The 15879-nt window shown below is 36.5% G+C and carries 18 protein-coding genes, 1 tRNA gene and 1 other annotated feature; of the genes, 13 read left to right on the top strand and 6 right to left on the bottom strand.

The annotated features are described in order from the left end of the window. Positions 1–15 precede the first annotated feature (15 nt). The 4 genes from EKM68_RS02235 to EKM68_RS02220 form a co-directional block, all read right to left on the bottom strand. On the bottom strand, positions 16–882 hold the full coding sequence (locus EKM68_RS02235; protein ID WP_125588029.1) for an aldo/keto reductase: 867 nt from the start codon (positions 880–882) through the stop codon (positions 16–18). Positions 883–1325: 443 nt separating this feature from the next. Then, complete coding sequence (locus tag EKM68_RS02230) at positions 1326–2183, bottom strand: amino acid ABC transporter substrate-binding protein (RefSeq protein ID WP_125588028.1); 858 nt, start codon at positions 2181–2183, stop codon at positions 1326–1328. Positions 2184–2204: 21 nt separating this feature from the next. Further along, positions 2205–2846, bottom strand: a complete 642-nt coding sequence (locus EKM68_RS02225; protein ID WP_125588027.1) for an amino acid ABC transporter ATP-binding protein — start codon at positions 2844–2846, stop codon at positions 2205–2207. A 15-nt stretch (positions 2847–2861) separates the two neighbouring features. Continuing rightward, positions 2862–3515 (bottom strand): amino acid ABC transporter permease, encoded by a 654-nt coding sequence (locus EKM68_RS02220; protein WP_125588026.1) that lies wholly within the window; start codon positions 3513–3515, stop codon positions 2862–2864. Positions 3516–3690: 175 nt separating this feature from the next. Next, positions 3691–3914: a binding site (T-box leader), on the bottom strand. Between the two features lie 170 nt (positions 3915–4084). Between EKM68_RS02220 and EKM68_RS02215 the strand changes: the two genes are divergently transcribed. From EKM68_RS02215 to EKM68_RS02165, 11 genes are all read left to right on the top strand, one after another. Next, positions 4085–4402 carry a PadR family transcriptional regulator gene (locus EKM68_RS02215; RefSeq protein ID WP_125588025.1) on the top strand — a complete coding sequence of 106 codons (318 nt, stop codon included), beginning with the start codon at positions 4085–4087 and terminating at the stop codon, positions 4400–4402. Continuing rightward, positions 4392–5048 (top strand): DUF1700 domain-containing protein, encoded by a 657-nt coding sequence (locus EKM68_RS02210; protein WP_125588024.1) that lies wholly within the window; start codon positions 4392–4394, stop codon positions 5046–5048. The genes EKM68_RS02215 and EKM68_RS02210 overlap by 11 nt, the downstream gene beginning before the upstream one ends. Next, a complete protein-coding gene (locus EKM68_RS02205) occupies positions 5048–5977 on the top strand; it encodes a DUF4097 family beta strand repeat-containing protein (protein ID WP_125588023.1) in 930 nt (309 codons plus the stop codon). Before EKM68_RS02210 ends, EKM68_RS02205 begins: the two co-directional genes overlap by 1 nt. A 51-nt stretch (positions 5978–6028) precedes the next feature. Then, positions 6029–6835 (top strand): DUF975 family protein, encoded by an 807-nt coding sequence (locus EKM68_RS02200; RefSeq protein WP_125588022.1) that lies wholly within the window; start codon positions 6029–6031, stop codon positions 6833–6835. Between the two features lie 214 nt (positions 6836–7049). Beyond that, positions 7050–8243 carry a Firmicu-CTERM sorting domain-containing protein gene (locus tag EKM68_RS02195; RefSeq protein ID WP_125588021.1) on the top strand — a complete coding sequence of 398 codons (1194 nt, stop codon included), beginning with the start codon at positions 7050–7052 and terminating at the stop codon, positions 8241–8243. 37 nt (positions 8244–8280) lie between these two features. Continuing rightward, a complete protein-coding gene (gene xrtG, locus EKM68_RS02190) occupies positions 8281–8880 on the top strand; it encodes an exosortase family protein XrtG (protein WP_125588020.1) in 600 nt (199 codons plus the stop codon). Next, on the top strand, positions 8880–10235 hold the full coding sequence (locus tag EKM68_RS02185) for a TIGR03111 family XrtG-associated glycosyltransferase (RefSeq protein ID WP_125588019.1): 1356 nt from the start codon (positions 8880–8882) through the stop codon (positions 10233–10235). Before xrtG ends, EKM68_RS02185 begins: the two co-directional genes overlap by 1 nt. Positions 10236–10238: 3 nt before the next feature. Beyond that, positions 10239–10667: a 6-carboxytetrahydropterin synthase gene (locus EKM68_RS02180; protein WP_125588018.1), complete on the top strand. Its 429-nt coding sequence runs from the start codon at positions 10239–10241 to the stop codon at positions 10665–10667. Next, positions 10660–12258, top strand: coding sequence for a TIGR03766 family XrtG-associated glycosyltransferase (locus tag EKM68_RS02175; protein ID WP_125588017.1), 1599 nt, complete (start codon positions 10660–10662; stop codon positions 12256–12258). The genes EKM68_RS02180 and EKM68_RS02175 overlap by 8 nt, the downstream gene beginning before the upstream one ends. Positions 12259–12349: 91 nt before the next feature. Beyond that, complete coding sequence (locus tag EKM68_RS02170; RefSeq protein WP_125588016.1) at positions 12350–12709, top strand: carboxymuconolactone decarboxylase family protein; 360 nt, start codon at positions 12350–12352, stop codon at positions 12707–12709. Then, on the top strand, positions 12709–13593 hold the full coding sequence (locus EKM68_RS02165) for an alpha/beta hydrolase (RefSeq protein WP_125588015.1): 885 nt from the start codon (positions 12709–12711) through the stop codon (positions 13591–13593). The genes EKM68_RS02170 and EKM68_RS02165 overlap by 1 nt, the downstream gene beginning before the upstream one ends. A gap of 24 nt (positions 13594–13617) precedes the next feature. On the opposite strand, the gene EKM68_RS02160 is transcribed toward EKM68_RS02165, so the two are convergent. Beyond that, entirely contained in the window at positions 13618–14268 is a 651-nt protein-coding gene (locus tag EKM68_RS02160) for a metal-dependent transcriptional regulator (protein ID WP_125588014.1), read from the bottom strand. A gap of 128 nt (positions 14269–14396) precedes the next feature. Between EKM68_RS02160 and EKM68_RS02155 the strand changes: the two genes are divergently transcribed. Both EKM68_RS02155 and EKM68_RS02150 read left to right on the top strand, forming a co-directional pair. Next, a complete protein-coding gene (locus EKM68_RS02155) occupies positions 14397–14918 on the top strand; it encodes an HdeD family acid-resistance protein (RefSeq protein ID WP_125588013.1) in 522 nt (173 codons plus the stop codon). 51 nt (positions 14919–14969) lie between these two features. Next, positions 14970–15043, top strand: a tRNA-Thr gene (locus tag EKM68_RS02150). A gap of 48 nt (positions 15044–15091) precedes the next feature. Here EKM68_RS02150 and EKM68_RS02145 read toward each other — a convergent pair. Next, entirely contained in the window at positions 15092–15778 is a 687-nt protein-coding gene (locus EKM68_RS02145; RefSeq protein ID WP_125588012.1) for a YjjG family noncanonical pyrimidine nucleotidase, read from the bottom strand. Positions 15779–15879: the final 101 nt, after the last annotated feature.

Here is a 15879-nt window from a genome sequence, read left to right as displayed (position 1 = left end):
AGTAATATTTAATTTCTAATCATTAGCATGGACATCGAATGCTGATAGTAACATCTTTTCAACGCCAGCTGCATCAGGATCGTGCATTCCTTTGTTCTTATCTAGTGTTTTGATTTGTTTCATTTCGTCATTAGTTAGTTCGAAGTCAAAAATATCTAGATTGCTCTTGATACGACTAGCATGAACTGATTTAGGGAAGACGATGACATCATCTTGATTTTCAAAACGTAAGATGATTTGTCCGATATCCTTGTTGTATTTTTCGGCTAATTTGGCGAGCACTGGATCATGCATTAATTCTTTATCACCTTGACCTAGTGGTGCCCAAGCTTCCAATTTAACATTGTTCTCATCCAATATTTTACGTAATTCTTTTTGTTGGAAGTAAGGATTAAATTCAACTTGGTTGACTGATGGCATAGTAGAAAACTGTGGTACAAAGTTATTCCAAATTTTAGGAGTCATATTTGAAACACCAATTGATTTGATTTTACCGTCTTTTTTAGCTTCTTCCATAGCACGCCAAGCACCGGGAACGTCGCCGTATGGTTGATGGATCAAGTACAAGTCGATATAATCCAAACCCAATTTTTTAAGTGACACATCGATGGCCTTTTTGGCAGCTTCATAGCCAAAATCCTGTAACCAAAGTTTACTTGTGACCCAGATTTGATCACGAGGGATTCCACTATCATTTACGGCTTTACCAACTTCGCCTTCATTGAAGTAAGCCACTGCTGTATCGATGTGACGATAGCCAAACTCTAAAGCTTCTTTAACTGCTTTGTATGTAGAACCGTCGTTAGGAATTTGAAAAGTTCCAAAACCGATTGCTGGAATTTCATTTCCATCATTTAATTTAATTGTAGGAATATCTGTCATATTTGTTTACCTGCTCTTTTCTTAATGAATCTACTATAAGTCCGAAGTTAAAATTTAAAAATTACTAAATAGTTATGCTAGTATACGTTTTACGTATTCTGAACAGAAAAACACATATGGGAAATGAAGTTTCCCATATGTGCTTTTTCTATTTATTTTTATGTTTCCGACTTTGGTTGAAAGTGATTTAGTCTGCTGTGGGACCGACTTCAGCTGAGGTCTAAACTGTATTTAATATATTAAATTTATTCAATTATAGGTTGTGTTAGCTGGAGGTGGAGAGATTTATACCAGCCGTGAGTGTGGCGAGGCCACAGGACGAACTTTAAGATTTGCGAAGCAAAGCCTAAAGTCGAGGTTAGAGACCTTGGCTCGAACCGGTCCCCCACGGCAGGTAAAATATCTCGCAACCGGAAACGGAAATAGAACAACAACCAACAACCTTATTTTTCAGGTTCAATCAAAGAATTATCATTAGTACCAAACCACTTCTTATTGATCTTTTGCAACTCGCCATCATTAGCAAGCTGTTGTAAAGCAGTATCAATTTTTCTCTTCAGAGTTTTGTCACCTTTACGCATACCAACGGCGAAATCTTCACCGTCAAAACCACCGACAGTGGTTTGATATGATTCAGGATTTTTTTCGTGTTGAATATAGTATCCAGAGTAAACACTATCAATCAGCATTCCTTGAATTCTACCAGCATCGAGATCCATGAAGGCATTGTTGAATGAATCGTACATAACCGGCGTCTTACCCTTAATATAATTCTTCAACAGGGCAGGTTTCTCGTCTAATAAACTAGCACCGGAAGAACTGGTTTGAACACCAAGAGTCTTATCTTTCATGCCTGCAAAACTAGTGATACCCTCACTTTTTTTAGTTACTAACACTTGTCTGTTAGCCATGTAAGGACGTGAGAAAGCAATTTGTTTGAGTCGCTCAGGCGTGATCGTGTAACCATTCCAAATTAAATCAATTGTACGATTACGTAGTTCGGTTTCTTTCATATTCCAATCAATTGGTTGGAAGTCAGCTTTGATACCATATTGTTTAAAAACAGCCTTGGCCAAGTCAATATCATAACCGACTAACTTACCGTTTTTTTCACGGAACCCCATTGGTACAAAAGTATCGTCGAGTCCGATAATAACACGTTTACGTTTCTTGATGGCTGCCCAAGTATCGGCAGTATTGGCTTCTTGAGCAACTGATTTTTTGTTCCCGCAACCACTCAAGCTAAGCACCATAACTAAAACAGCCAAGAGGGTAACTAGTTTAATGACTTTTTTATTCATAATATATTAATCCCCCTTTGATTATTTATTAGCGATTGGTTTAACTTCGAGTAATTGGTCAGCAATTTTTTTGGCAAATTCCGGATCATGGGTAATGACGATTTGTGTAATTCCAGTTTGTTTCAAGTTGAGGATAACATCCGCCACAGCATCACGAAGACTTGGATCCAAGGCCGATGTTGGTTCATCATAACAGAGAATTTTAGGTTGCATGGCTAAGGCGCGAGCAATAGCAACACGTTGTTTTTGACCACCAGATAATTCAAATGGATACTGTTTTGCTAAGTCTGTTAATTCTAGTTGTTTAAGAATTTTATCAGCATTTTGTTTAGCAGTGCTTTTGTCTTGTTTCAAAACCATCATAGGAGCGAGGGTAATGTTTTCGAGGACTGATAGATGAGGGAAGAGATTGAAGTCTTGGAAGACAACCCCAACGACTCGTTCTTTGGCCGATTCATCGGCAGGATCGAATGGTTGGTCATTTAATAAGAAGGAACCCGAATCAGTCGTTTCAAGTCCAGCAATACAACGTAGCAAAGTTGTTTTACCAGCACCTGAAGGGCCAACGATACTTAGAATTGAATTATCTTGAACCTCGAGATTAAGATTATCCAAAATTGTTTTTCCATCAAAGCTCTTAGTAATATTTTTAAGTTTAAGCATATGTTTTTCCCTCCACTAATCTCTGTAATAACTGAAACGTTTTTCGAGTAATCTCAAAGCCCATGTACATACTAATGTAAGTAATAGATAGATAATACCAACTAGAACAAGTGGTACGAGTGTTACATCACGTGAACTGGCAATGTTACCGGCACGAAGCAAGTCGCCTAATCCAATTACGTAGACCAATGATGAATCCTTGACCAAGTTGATTACTTCATTACCAATTGAAGGTAAGACAATTTTAACAACTTGGGGAACAATAATTTTTCTAATTGTTTGGAAATAATTCAATCCGAGAACTTTTGCACCTTCGAATTGACCATCACTGATGGCACCGAAGCCACCACGGAAGATTTCTGCGAAGTAGGCTGTGTAGTTCAAGATGAAGGCAAAGAGTGCGGCGTCATATCTTTCAAAAACAATATGTGCGAATGGCATGTTTGGTAAACCGTAGAATACGAAGATTAATTGTAATAGTAATGGAGTTCCACGCATAACCCAGATATAAAATGAAATGAGCCAACTCAATGGTTTGAACTTGGAATTTCTACCTAAGGAAACCAAGATTCCTAATGGAAGTGAACAGATCAACGTCCAAAAGAAAATTTTTAATGTCATAACGGTACCACTCAACAGCGATGGTAAAATTTCAAAAATGTAATTCATAATTATTTCCTCCCCTATATCTATCTTTAAAAACCTACAAAAAAATCCTCTTAGCAAAAATTGCTAAGAGGACGACGTGTCGTGGTTCCACCTCTGATTCGTTAATATCTCGCGACACTAACCTCAGGAAGTTATGCAATGGTGGTATAAAAAAAGCCCTCTCAGTCAAAAAGACTAAGAGGGCGAATTTCGCGGTACCACCTCTGATTTCTAATATCTCACAATATTAGACTCATAAAGTTATTACATAACTTCAGTGGTAACGGGACTACCGAAATAACTTACTAGATTTCAGTTATTCAACTTACAGATGTGTTTCATTCACAAAGTGGGTTGACTCGCACCACCGTCAACTCTCTGAACCAACTTAACGAACTACTCTTCTGTCGTCGTTTTTGTATGTGTTTAAATGTTGTGACAATAATATAGCCAAAATTATCGATTGTCAAGAATTAATTTGTGAAATTTAATTGACTTACATTATAGATTACGTTATATTATTTGTGCAATGATATTATACGTCGTATAGTATTGATGGTTCGTATAGTATTAAGAAATGAGGAGATAATATGGCAATTCAAGTATCAACTGAGATTCTTGAAGGATCAGTCCTATCCTTGTTAACTCGAGAAGATTACTACGGATATGCGATTACTAGGGAAGTACAGAAGGTATTTCCAATTTCAGAATCGACAATGTATCCAATTCTCAGACGGTTAAAAAAAGAAGGTTGGTTGGAAACTTATGACCAGGCTTATGAAGGACGCAATCGCCGTTATTACAAAATCACTGAATTAGGAACAGGGGAATTAATTAGGATCCGTTCCAATTGGAATGAACTAAAAGAAGCCACGGATGCTATTTTGGAGGGAAACGATGGAAACTAAAGTTGTTGAGTCATATATCGATGAACTTGAAGTTTATTTGGGTCAACTAGATGACGATGAACGCAAAGATGTTTTAGAATTTTATCGAGAATTTATTATAGATGCTGATCTGAATAATTCGGACAAGATCATTAATGAGTTGGGAACACCTAAACATCTAGCTAGAAAGGTTCTAACTGATTATTCAATCAAAATGTCAGAAGAAGATTATCAAAATGTTGATGATGGTAATATTCCAACGGAACAAAAAGCCAAAAAGAACGTGCGCATGATCTGGTTGATTATTTTGGGGTTATTTGCAACTCCAGTGGCAATTCCATTAGCTATTGCATTGATTCTTTTACTAGCTGGTATCGTGGCTACTGCAGTTTTAGGGATTTTATCGTTTGTATTCTTAGTGGCTTTGTCTGTAATCCTGGGCGTCGGTTCAATATTTGTTGGAGTATCGGTATTTATGCAATCCTTTGCCACGACATTATTCTATGTTGGTGCCGGGTTATTAATTCTCGGAATCGACTTCTTCTTGATACCGATTATAATTGCCATTTTCAAGTGGGCATTCCAGATTGTGGTTATTTTCTTCCGCTGGGTCGGTAAAAAATTACTCTATGGCAGAAAAACACCAAGTAAGGGAGGACAAGAATAATGCGTAAATATTTCGTAACGGGATTATATTTAATCATCATTGGTGGTCTTCTCGTGGGTGCTGGACTAGTGATGGGCGCTGATAAAACAGTATTATGGGATCATGGATTTAAAATTTCTAGACAAATTGATAAAACTGAAACTGTTCAAAAATTTGATAAAGTCAAAGTTGATGGTAATGCATACAGTGTAAATATTGAAACAGGTAACAGTTACAAAGTTCACGTCGTTGGTGATTTACTTCGTAGTAGTGAGTTCTATGTTTCCGATGAAACACTGCATATTACCAGCAATAAATCTGGAAAATACAGTGACATTGTTTCCGGTTATAAGAACCCAAGCATCACAATCACTGTTCCAGCTAATGTTACTTTAAAAGAATTGAATCTTAACATGAATCAATTAGGTATGGATGTTAATGGAGCCAAAATCGATAACCTAGTAATTTCTAGTGGATCGAATGGTAGTTTGAATTTTGTTGATTCACAAATCAAAAATGCTAAAAATATTGAATTGGATTCTAGCTATTTGGAATTCCAACAATCTGATATTGAAAACTTCGAAATGAGCGAGTCATCTAATTCTCAGATTGAGTTTATTGAATCGAATATTAAAAATTCCAAACTAAATGCCCGTGATATAGATTTGAGTATGACTAAAGGGATTTTGGATAATTTAACCGTTGAATCTAGAAGTGGTAATACCGAAATCAGTCAATCTACATTGAGAGGAAAGAATAGCTTTAAGATGAGAAGCGGTAGTTTCTCGGCTAAAGGAACTAATGTTGATGGCGTAGATCTCTCTGTTATTAACGGCAGCATCACTTATTATGGTGAAAGCCAAGGTAAGAGCTATCAACACGATGCTGATTCAGAAAATCTTCTCAAAGTAGACTCAACGAATGGTTCGATCGAGGTCGGTGGTAACTAGTAGTAACTCGGTAACGATATGTTATAATATTCGTTACTGTGAGGGATTTTAATGAATAACAATAATCGTGTTACTTCCTTAGAAATCAGAAGGATGGCACACAAAACATTTTTCAAAGATATCAAAGGTAACATTGCGTTAAACATTTTTCCGATTCTAATGCGTCTGATTGCTATGTACTTCGGGACACAAATTTATAATTCATGGTTGGCACAACTTGGTGTCAGCATGAGTAATCCTGAAGAAGCTAGTAAGAAGCTGACAGCAATTACACAACAAATGGCAACTGATCCTAGTACTGCTACGAAGTATGCGTTGAGTTTGACACCTGGTAGCAATGTAGTTGTTTATGCATTTGCATTTTTCTTCGTTCTAATTTGTGCTGGTGTCGGCTATACGATGGTCGATAAGATGCGTAATCCTGATTATGAGATCAATGCATTCAAGGATAGTTTGCAAGTCTTTAGTAATCGTTATTTTTTCCCAGTGCTATTCATCACAGCACTTTTTGGAATTTTCGTTGAAGCAGGATTAGGTTTTTATCTTCTCCCTGGCATTTGGTTCTTCCTGATGTTTAGTCAGAGTTTTTATGTATTCAAGGATGATGTGGACAAGACTGGTAAGTGGTCATTACGGATGGCGTTTGCTAGTTTCAGCAGAAGCGCCCGCGTGATTCGTGGTCACAAGACAACGTTGCTATTTATCTGTATTGAGTTCTTTTTATGGGAAATCGTTAATCTGATGACACATGAGATTTTGTCGATCTGGTTGCATCCATATGAGCAATTAACACTGGCTGCATTCTATACTAAGATGTCGGAATTAGATAAGGCAAAGAGTGATCAACAAGCTGCTTAATTAATATAATTTTGATAAGAATGTACATCGAAAGATGTGCATTTTTTTATACTTAGAAATATTTTTTTAAATAGGTATTGACTATGTCATGATAAGTAACTAAAGTATCTTTAACACTGCTTTCGAATGAGTTAAAATATAATTAGGTATAAGTATATTTATAAAGAAAATAATTGAGGAATGATTTTTAGTTTTAAAGAAGGGATGTAACGCTATGAAATTACGTAAAATGTTATTGATTGGTGCGTTGTCATTAGGAATGGCTGGTTCAGTAGCTTTGATAGAACCTATAACCAGTGTTGATGCTAGTTCTAATATTGCCATTGATGGTAATTTTTCGGATTGGCAAAATGCCGACTTAACTGAGGGTTATAGCGGATACATGGCCATGAAGAGTGATGGGCAGTATGTTGATGTCTACGTTAAGATGAAGAATGGTCAAGTACCTGGTTATGGTGACTATAATTTTACTATTAATAATAAGACTTACTATGTTTCATCGAATAATATCCCTAGTAACGTTGATACTGGCGACGCTAAACAAGTTACTTTTAACGGTGGCGATTGGAATGAGGGAGATCAATACGGTCAAGTTGCTACTGGCTATGTTTCCAGTGAAGATGGAAACGGCATTGCTGAATTCAGAGTTGATTTAAGTAAATTTAATCTTCCTGATTCTGCAGTCGGACAAAAAATTTCAATGTCTAACCCTAATATTGGTTCTGATTCTGTTAGCGCAACAGTTGATGCCGTTGGTAGTAGCAGTACTTCTGATGCCGGGGTTATTACTGATAAAGGTGATACAAACGAAAAAGGTGACACACCTACCGATGCGAATGCCGATAATACTAATGATAATTTGAATATCAATATTGATGGTAAATATCAGGACTGGAAGAATATGAAGTTGACCGAGGGTTATAACGGTTATACCGCTATGGTCAGTGATGGCAATTATGTCTATGTTTACGTCAAAATGAAGTATGGTAATTTCCCAGGCTATGGAGATTATAATTTTGATATCGGTGGTAAGAAGGTCTATGTTTGGTCGAGTGAAGATACTAATGTAGCTTCAGGACAAACTAAGACGATTTCATTTACTGGTGGCGATTATAACGAAGGTAATCAATATGGCACAGTTGGTAATGGATATATTACGAATGATGGTAAAAATAATATTGGTGAATTCAAAGTTGATTTAACTAAGTTCAAGATTTCAAATATGGCTGGTCAGACAATTACAATGTACAATCCTAATATTGGTAATGAAAAAGTTACAACTGCTGGTGGTTCAACAGGTCCAATTCTGATTTCGGGAGTTGGTGTATTGATTGCCGGATTCGGTTATATCAAATTAAAGAAGGCCGGATATTTGAGTCGTAAAGAATCAAATATTTCAGGTAAATAAAATTTCTTAATAAATTAAATAATGGGACTGATGTTAAATGAACGTATACATACTACTTGGAATAGTAGTATGGCTGTATATGTTGTCAGTACTAAAGCGAGCCCAGCTATCTGCTTTCTTCTTCATTGTCGGCAGTGCTGGACTTTTCTTTATCCTCACAGCAATCAGCCAGCCGTACTGGGTCTGGTTTTTTACCCACGCTGTAATCCATGGTGTCGACCTGTTCAGTCACATCACCAAATGGAGTACAGTAATGCTAAAAACAGGATTAGTGTACATAACTAACAGTAACAATCCCGTAGTTATGTCGATCGACTATGAATGTTCAGGAATTATTGAAACATGTGCGTTTGTTTCTTTGGTCGTGTTTTTCCCAATGTACAAACGTAAGGAAAAGGTGTTCTACGCTGTTTTCGGATTAATCTATATTTATTTAAGCAACGTATTACGATTAATTGTAGTTATCACAATCGTTCATTTTGCTGGTGGACAATCATTTTTCTTAGCTCACTCAGTCATCGGAAGATTGGTATTCTATGTATTAGTAATTGCACTATATTACAACGTCTTCACATATTCCCAGCTTGCGCGTGGGATTTATCGAGAATTCATAGATTGGAGGGAGCATAAGGATTGATGTACTGGATTAATTTGGCGTTAACTAGAATGGGCTTCTGGATCACTTGGGCACTTATCCCTATTGTTGTTGAAATCATTCCAGCAATTATTTCAACAATTAAATTGATGTATATGCACTCAAAAGAAAAGAAGCCAACGCCACCAGGAAAATGGCCTTATGTTTCAATAATTGTTCCGGTCTATAATTCTGAGGATACCTTATTTGATTGTATTCGTTCAATCAATAATCAGACATATCCTAAGGACGCCATGCAGATAATTTTGGCGAATAATCAAAGCACAGATGATAGCTTCGGTGCGTATGCGAAAGCACAGAATACTTTTCCGGAGTTGATTTTACGCTATGTTAATACTGATAATGGTAAAGCAAAAGCCTTGAATACGGCTATTTATGAGAGTATTGGGACGTATATTATTAATATTGACAGTGATGGTGTACTGGAATCACATGCCGTCGAGAATATGGTCTTGAGATTTGAGAATGATCTTAGCATCGCTGCGATGACTGGTGCGATCTTACCCAAGGAAGAGCTAGTTCAAGGAGTTAAAGGTTTTTGGCATCGGCTTTTGGCCAAGAATGAATATTATGAATATGCTCAAGCTTTTTTGTCTGGACGTACGATTGAATCTTCTCGTGATCAATTATTTACAATGTCAGGTGCTTTCTCAGCCTTTAGGCGTGAAGTATTAATGGAAACTTTTTTGTATGATATTGATACGATCGGTGAAGATACCGATATGACATTCCAAATTCGAACCCGTTTGGGTAAAAAAGTTATTATTTGTGCGGATGCTATTTTTTATACTGAGCCGATTTCGGGATTCTCAGAATTATACACGCAGCGCCAACGATGGCAGCGTGGTGAAATGGAAGTTACGCACAATTACATGTCACAGACAGCAGGATTAAATCGTTTTTTTAAGAATTTTTTAATTAGAAGAATGATCATTGACCATACTTTTAGTTTCCCGAGAATGATTTGGTTCTTTGCCAGTTTTGTACTAATAGCTTTCGGTTATTCAGCGACAATCATGTTGTTGTCATATTTATTGATATATGCTCTATATGTGTTTGTTGGAATTATTAATTATCTTAGTGTGGGTGCATTACTTCGAAGATATCCGGATGAACACAAATACTACATGCATCTTTGGTGGGTAACTCTAACTTTGCCAATTTATATGTTCATCTGTTCATGGATACGTTTGATTGGCATCATTAATGGGATGACAACTAAGGCTTCGTGGAAGTTACGCGGCATCAATACCGAGGTAAATCAATTGAAGAATGTTGTTAAAGATGACGTAAAAACAGTTCGTGAACATCGCCGTAAAGACAAGGAAGGGAAATAATTTATGGAAAAACAGCGATCATATAAAATAAAATCATATGTCAATGCTAGTCATGCAGTTCGTTTGAAATCAGGTACTGGTAAAAAACATAATCATACTTGGGAAATAACCTGTGAATTGCATGCCTTTGAAGGCATGGTTTCTTTCTTTGATATTGAAAAATCCTTGCATAGAGCTATTGATGCATTGTCGGGTAAGTATTTGAATGATTTACCTGAGTTCAAGGTGATCAATCCTACGGTTGAGAACGTGACTGAATATCTCTTTGATGAAATAGATGCTATTTTACGGGCTAATGGGGCCATGTTAATGCGAATTGAAGTCAGTGATTCGCCAACGCGTGCATTTTGTATTGATGTAACTGAACGTAAATTGCCTACAGAGGCGGAACTAAAATCAGAACAAACTAAACAGGATAAAACAGATGCGTAGATTTTATAATTTTAGTCATACAATTATTAATATTTTTTGGAGAGTCTTGTTTTTCTTGACTCTCTTTTTTGCATTGATATCACCTAATATTATTATTGGTGATAATGATACTTTTGGTACAAGTACAACAATGGTGACGACTGGGTTAGTGATCGCCATTATCGTGATTCTTGTCATGAATTATGCTTATCCATGGGCACACAAATTTTTGTACAATGTGTTTATTACTCATCGAATGTTGACGGGTAGTTTAATGTTATTAGTAGTTCTAATCGCTCAAATTTTCTTTGTAACGTATGTTCATCCTGTTGCAGGATTTGATGCCGGAGCATTACACTATGCGGCTATTAGTGCTGAAAATGCCAAAGAACCTAATATGACGGCTTATTACAGCTTATATCCTAATAATTTGCTGACGACATTATTTATGCACTGGCTAACTGAAGTCAGTGGACAAACATCTTGGCAATTTTTTGATTATGTAACTTTGGTGCTAGTAGATTTATCAGCGATGTTTAATTTGTTGAGTGTTTATGTTGTTCAAAAACGCTCATTAGGAGTCGCTCTATATATTCACTGTGCTTGGCTAGCAGTTTTTCCAAGCATCATCATGCCATATACAGATGCGTGGGTACTTCCGCTTGTTTCACTATTCTTGTTATTTTATTTTCTTATGCGTAAGTCCGCTACCTCTAATACGATCTTATCTCAAGTGGTATTAGTATTGTCGTCCATTGGTTTCGGCATTAGTGTCGTATTGACATACTTTGTCAAACCATCAGCAATCGTGCCGGTTATTGCCATCGTAATAATTGAATTACTATCGTGGCTGATCCAAAAGAAGCATTTTACCATGCGACAAGTCATTTTGACTCTAGCAATGCTCGTTCTAATCGGTGGCAGTGCCGGTTTGACATACAAAATTGCAAATAACGAAAGTCGTGATCAAACTTATCTAAAAATAGATAAGTCACGTGCGATCCCACCAATTCATTTCATGGCAATGGGAGTTTACGGTGAGGGTGGATACGATACTAAACAGGCGATTGAAATGTCGATTTTGCCAACCAAAAAAGAAAAGACAGATTATTCAGTTAAGATGTTGACCAAACGTCTAAAAAAATTGGGTGTCTGGGGCTACTTGAAGTTCTTAGTAATGAAACAGCGTAATAACACTGCGGACGGAACTTTTGCTTGGTTGAAGGAAGGACATTTCTTCCGCGAGAATCAAAAGCCTAGCAATAGGGGAATCAGTAATAAGATAAAGAACTATGTTTTTCTTTACGGGCGTCACATTGCGGACTTTAGATTTGCTGCACAACTGTGGTGGATAACGTTGCTAGTGATTATTGCGTTAGGATTCGGCCCTCGTAGTGACTTGATCCAGATGTTCAGACTATCATTGGTAGGTGGCTTCATGTTCCTATTACTATTTGAAGGTGGTCGTAGCCGTTATTTGATTCAGTATTTGCCTTCAATATTGTTACTTGCAACAATTTCATTTGAACGAGCAGTTGCTAATATCAAACGATTATTTGGCTGGTATGAGTTCAAAGTTGATGAGGCTAAAACGGCGGACGAGAAAGTTTAAAAATTAAAAAAGTATTCAGTTTTTGTGAAAACTGGATACTTTTTTTGGTAAGCGTTATCATAAATTCGTACAAAAAACTGGAGGTAGAGAGATGTCAGTATATAGTGAGAAGCTAGATCATATTCACAAGAACTACGGATTACTTACAGAGAAGTCAGGTGAGCCGGGTAAGGACTTTTTGAGTATGCACGTATCTGCTCTAAAGGACGGAGCTTTGTCACACAAAGAAAAAGAATTAATGTGTCTATGTGTTGCCATTTCGATTCGTTGTGAAGGCTGCATTTTGGATCATTTGAGCAATGCCATCGATGCTGGAGCAACCAAGGATGAAATTACTGAGACAGTTAATACTGCGTTAGTTATGAGTGGTGGTCCTGCTTATGTATATGGTGGAACGGCTTTGGAAGCCATGGAAGAATTGTTTGACAAGAAAAGAGTAGAAAATAAGTAATGTCTGAGAAAGTTTTGGATGAAATTGATAAAATCAGTGCTGAATGGAAACATAACGATGACATTAGAGATTCAGGATTACCAACGAATCCAGCGGATGTGAAACGCTATGATAATTTAACTTATGGACCTTATGGTGATGAAAATCTACTTGATATTTATGTTCCCAAGAATGTTAAAGGAAAAGTACCAGTAATAATTAGTTGCCATGGTGGCGGATTTTTTTATGGGAATAAGGAGACTTATCAAGCCTATGGTATCTATTGGGCACAACAAGGATTCGCTTTTGTAAACTTCAATTATCGCTTGGCTCCTAAGACAGTATTTCCAGGTGCCTTGGTTGACACCAATGCTGTAATTCAGTGGGTTGCAGAACATGGTGTGGAATATAACTTGGATTTGGATAGAGTTATATTGATTGGCGATAGTGCCGGCGGAACTCTGGCATTTCAATATATCACAACTTATACACAGGATAAATATCGTGAGTTATTTGGTTTCAAGAAACCAAACCTCAAGATTGTTGGTGTACTAATGAATTGTGGAGTTTATTTATTGGATCACAGTGGCAAGATGAGTGGTGCGATGACAGCTTACTTCACTGAAAAAGTTCAGCGTGATATGCAATCCGAGTTATCTCCAGAAAACTATGTGGACAAAAATGTACCACCATTAGCTATCGTGACGGCAAATCGTGATTTGGCACATGATCAAGGAGTTAGAATGGATCAATTCTTGATCGATCACGATATTGCCCATGATTTTCATATTTATGGCAATGATGAGAATATTCGAACGCATAATTTTGAATTGAATGTTCGTGATAAGATTGCGATGGAATGTAATGCGGACGAGAAAGCATTTTTTGAAAAAGTAACAAAATAAAAAAGGTAGCCGTTTGGCTGCCTTTTATCGTTCTTCAACAAAAATATAATCAATGGCTTTTGCACCAATTGTAAGTTTTGTTCCATCGTCTTTTTCCACAACCAGTGAGTTGTCGAATTTTTCGTGTTTGATGATGGTAATTATATCGTCGATTTTGATATTCAAACTACTGAAATATTGTAGGAAATCATAGTTATCTGAGATACGAACGATTTGAACTTTGTCGCCATCGGGAATCATACTTAGTAACTTATCATCAGCATCCGTTTCACCCTGACCATTGCCGGGGATAATACCACCATGTGGACAACGTTGGGGATGACCTAAGAAATCATTTAAGTGATCCATCAAGTCCTTATCTGATGAATGTTCCAATGCATCAGCGTGATTGTGAACATTATCGACAGGATAGTTAAGGCATTGGTTCAAGAACACTTCCCAGAGACGGTGTGTCTTGACCAGCTTTTCTGAGATGTGATTACCCTTTGGCGTAAGAGTGATCTTGTTGTATGGCGAGTGTGTCAAGTAGCCGTCAGCTGCTAGTGAGTTGAGCATTTCAGTTACAGATGGTGCACTGACATCCATTATTTCTGCTATACGTTTGTTAGTGACCTTCGTGAAGTCATAATTTAATTCGTAAATAGTCTTAAGATAATTTTCTTTGTTAGGGGACAATTTTTTGACCTTTCATTTAGACTAAAAATATTGTTAGTTATACTAATATTATAACGCATTTAATTAAAACTTGAGGACCGATAATGTTAAAATAAATAGTATATATAAGTGTGAGAGGGAGAATGTATATGAATTATTCCGAACGACGTTTTGATTGGTTTGGTTTTATTATTGGTTTGATTTCACTATATGCAGGTTATTTGGTTATCTGGTATCCATTGAATAGTTTATCAACTGTGGCCACAATTTTTGGAGCATTTGTTATTTTACGTGGGATCTATCAACTATGGTTTGGTTCACAAATGACTAAGTTTCTAGGAGTCCGCAGTGGATGGACCATCTTTGCATCTATTTTAGATATTATTATTGGCGTTATTTTTATAGCCAATCTGCATGTTGGAGTGATGACGATTATCTATATGTTTGCCATCTGGTTTCTCCTTGATGCAGTGTTCCAATTGATAACAGCGAGATTCTATCACTTCTTTGGCAAAAAATATTATCTGTTGATTGTCATTTTAGCAATTTTAAATTTGATATTTGCCATAGTATTACTGTTTAATCCGGTAATTGCTGGAGGAATTATTGTTTTCTTATTAGCATTTTTCTTCTTTGCCACAGGCATTGCCGAATTAATCGAGGCATTTTAGTTTTAGATATTTCATCTATATTGTACTTTTGGTAAAATAATAGATGAAATTGCCGTCTTAGCTCAGATAGGTAGAGCATCACCATGGTAAGGTGGGGGTCGTCGGTTCAAATCCGATAGACGGCTTATCGAAAATAGCTACAATCACTGTTTTCATAGTGATTGTAGCTATTTTTAATTTGATTTAATAATGTTTTCAACTTGTTGATAAGTTTGGACCTCATATGTAGGCTTGAAATCTAAGCTATTAATATTCCTTTGTGGATTGAACCAAATATTTTTCAGGCCGACTCTCTTGGCTCCTAAAATATCAGAATTCAAATTGTCTCCGACCATTATAGTGTTTTTATTAGTAATGGTTGGATATCTTTTGAATATGGGTCTGAAGAATCGTTTATCAGGTTTAGTGAATCCAATATCATCTGATATGAAATAGTCGTCAAAATATTGACCTAAATGAGAGCCATCTAGTCGATCTAACTGTGTTTTTTTGACGCCATTAGTACCGACAATCAACGTTGTTCCAACAGATTTTAAATCTTGCAATAATTGTTCAGCTCCATTTATAGTATAAAAATTGTGATTAAGTATTTCTCGATATTGAAGCTCCAATTCTTTACCATCAACGGTTATACCAAGTTTTGAAAATGCTAGTGCAAAACGTGTGTCTAACAATTTTTGACTAGGTTCTCCTAGTTCTATTTGTTCCCAAACATGTTTGTTAATAGAAAGATATATTTGTAGACCCTGGTCAACGTGTTGTACACCTTCTTGCTTCATCAGTTTTCGAACGCCTTCAACTTCACCACGGTGGAAGTCGAATAAAGTATCATCTAAATCAAAAATCACATATTTATACATCAGTTGCCCTCCAGGTTATTCCAATCATTATGATTATATTTTAAAAAATAAACAAGGATAAAAATAAAGAGTCGTTTATTAACATGTGTATGTGGAATATT

The sequence above is a fragment of the Companilactobacillus jidongensis genome, from assembly GCF_003946575.1.
Classification (GTDB): Bacteria; Bacillota; Bacilli; order Lactobacillales; family Lactobacillaceae; genus Companilactobacillus; species Companilactobacillus jidongensis.
Note: the sequence above shows the minus strand (reverse complement) of the source record. Positions and strands in the feature narration are given on the sequence as shown.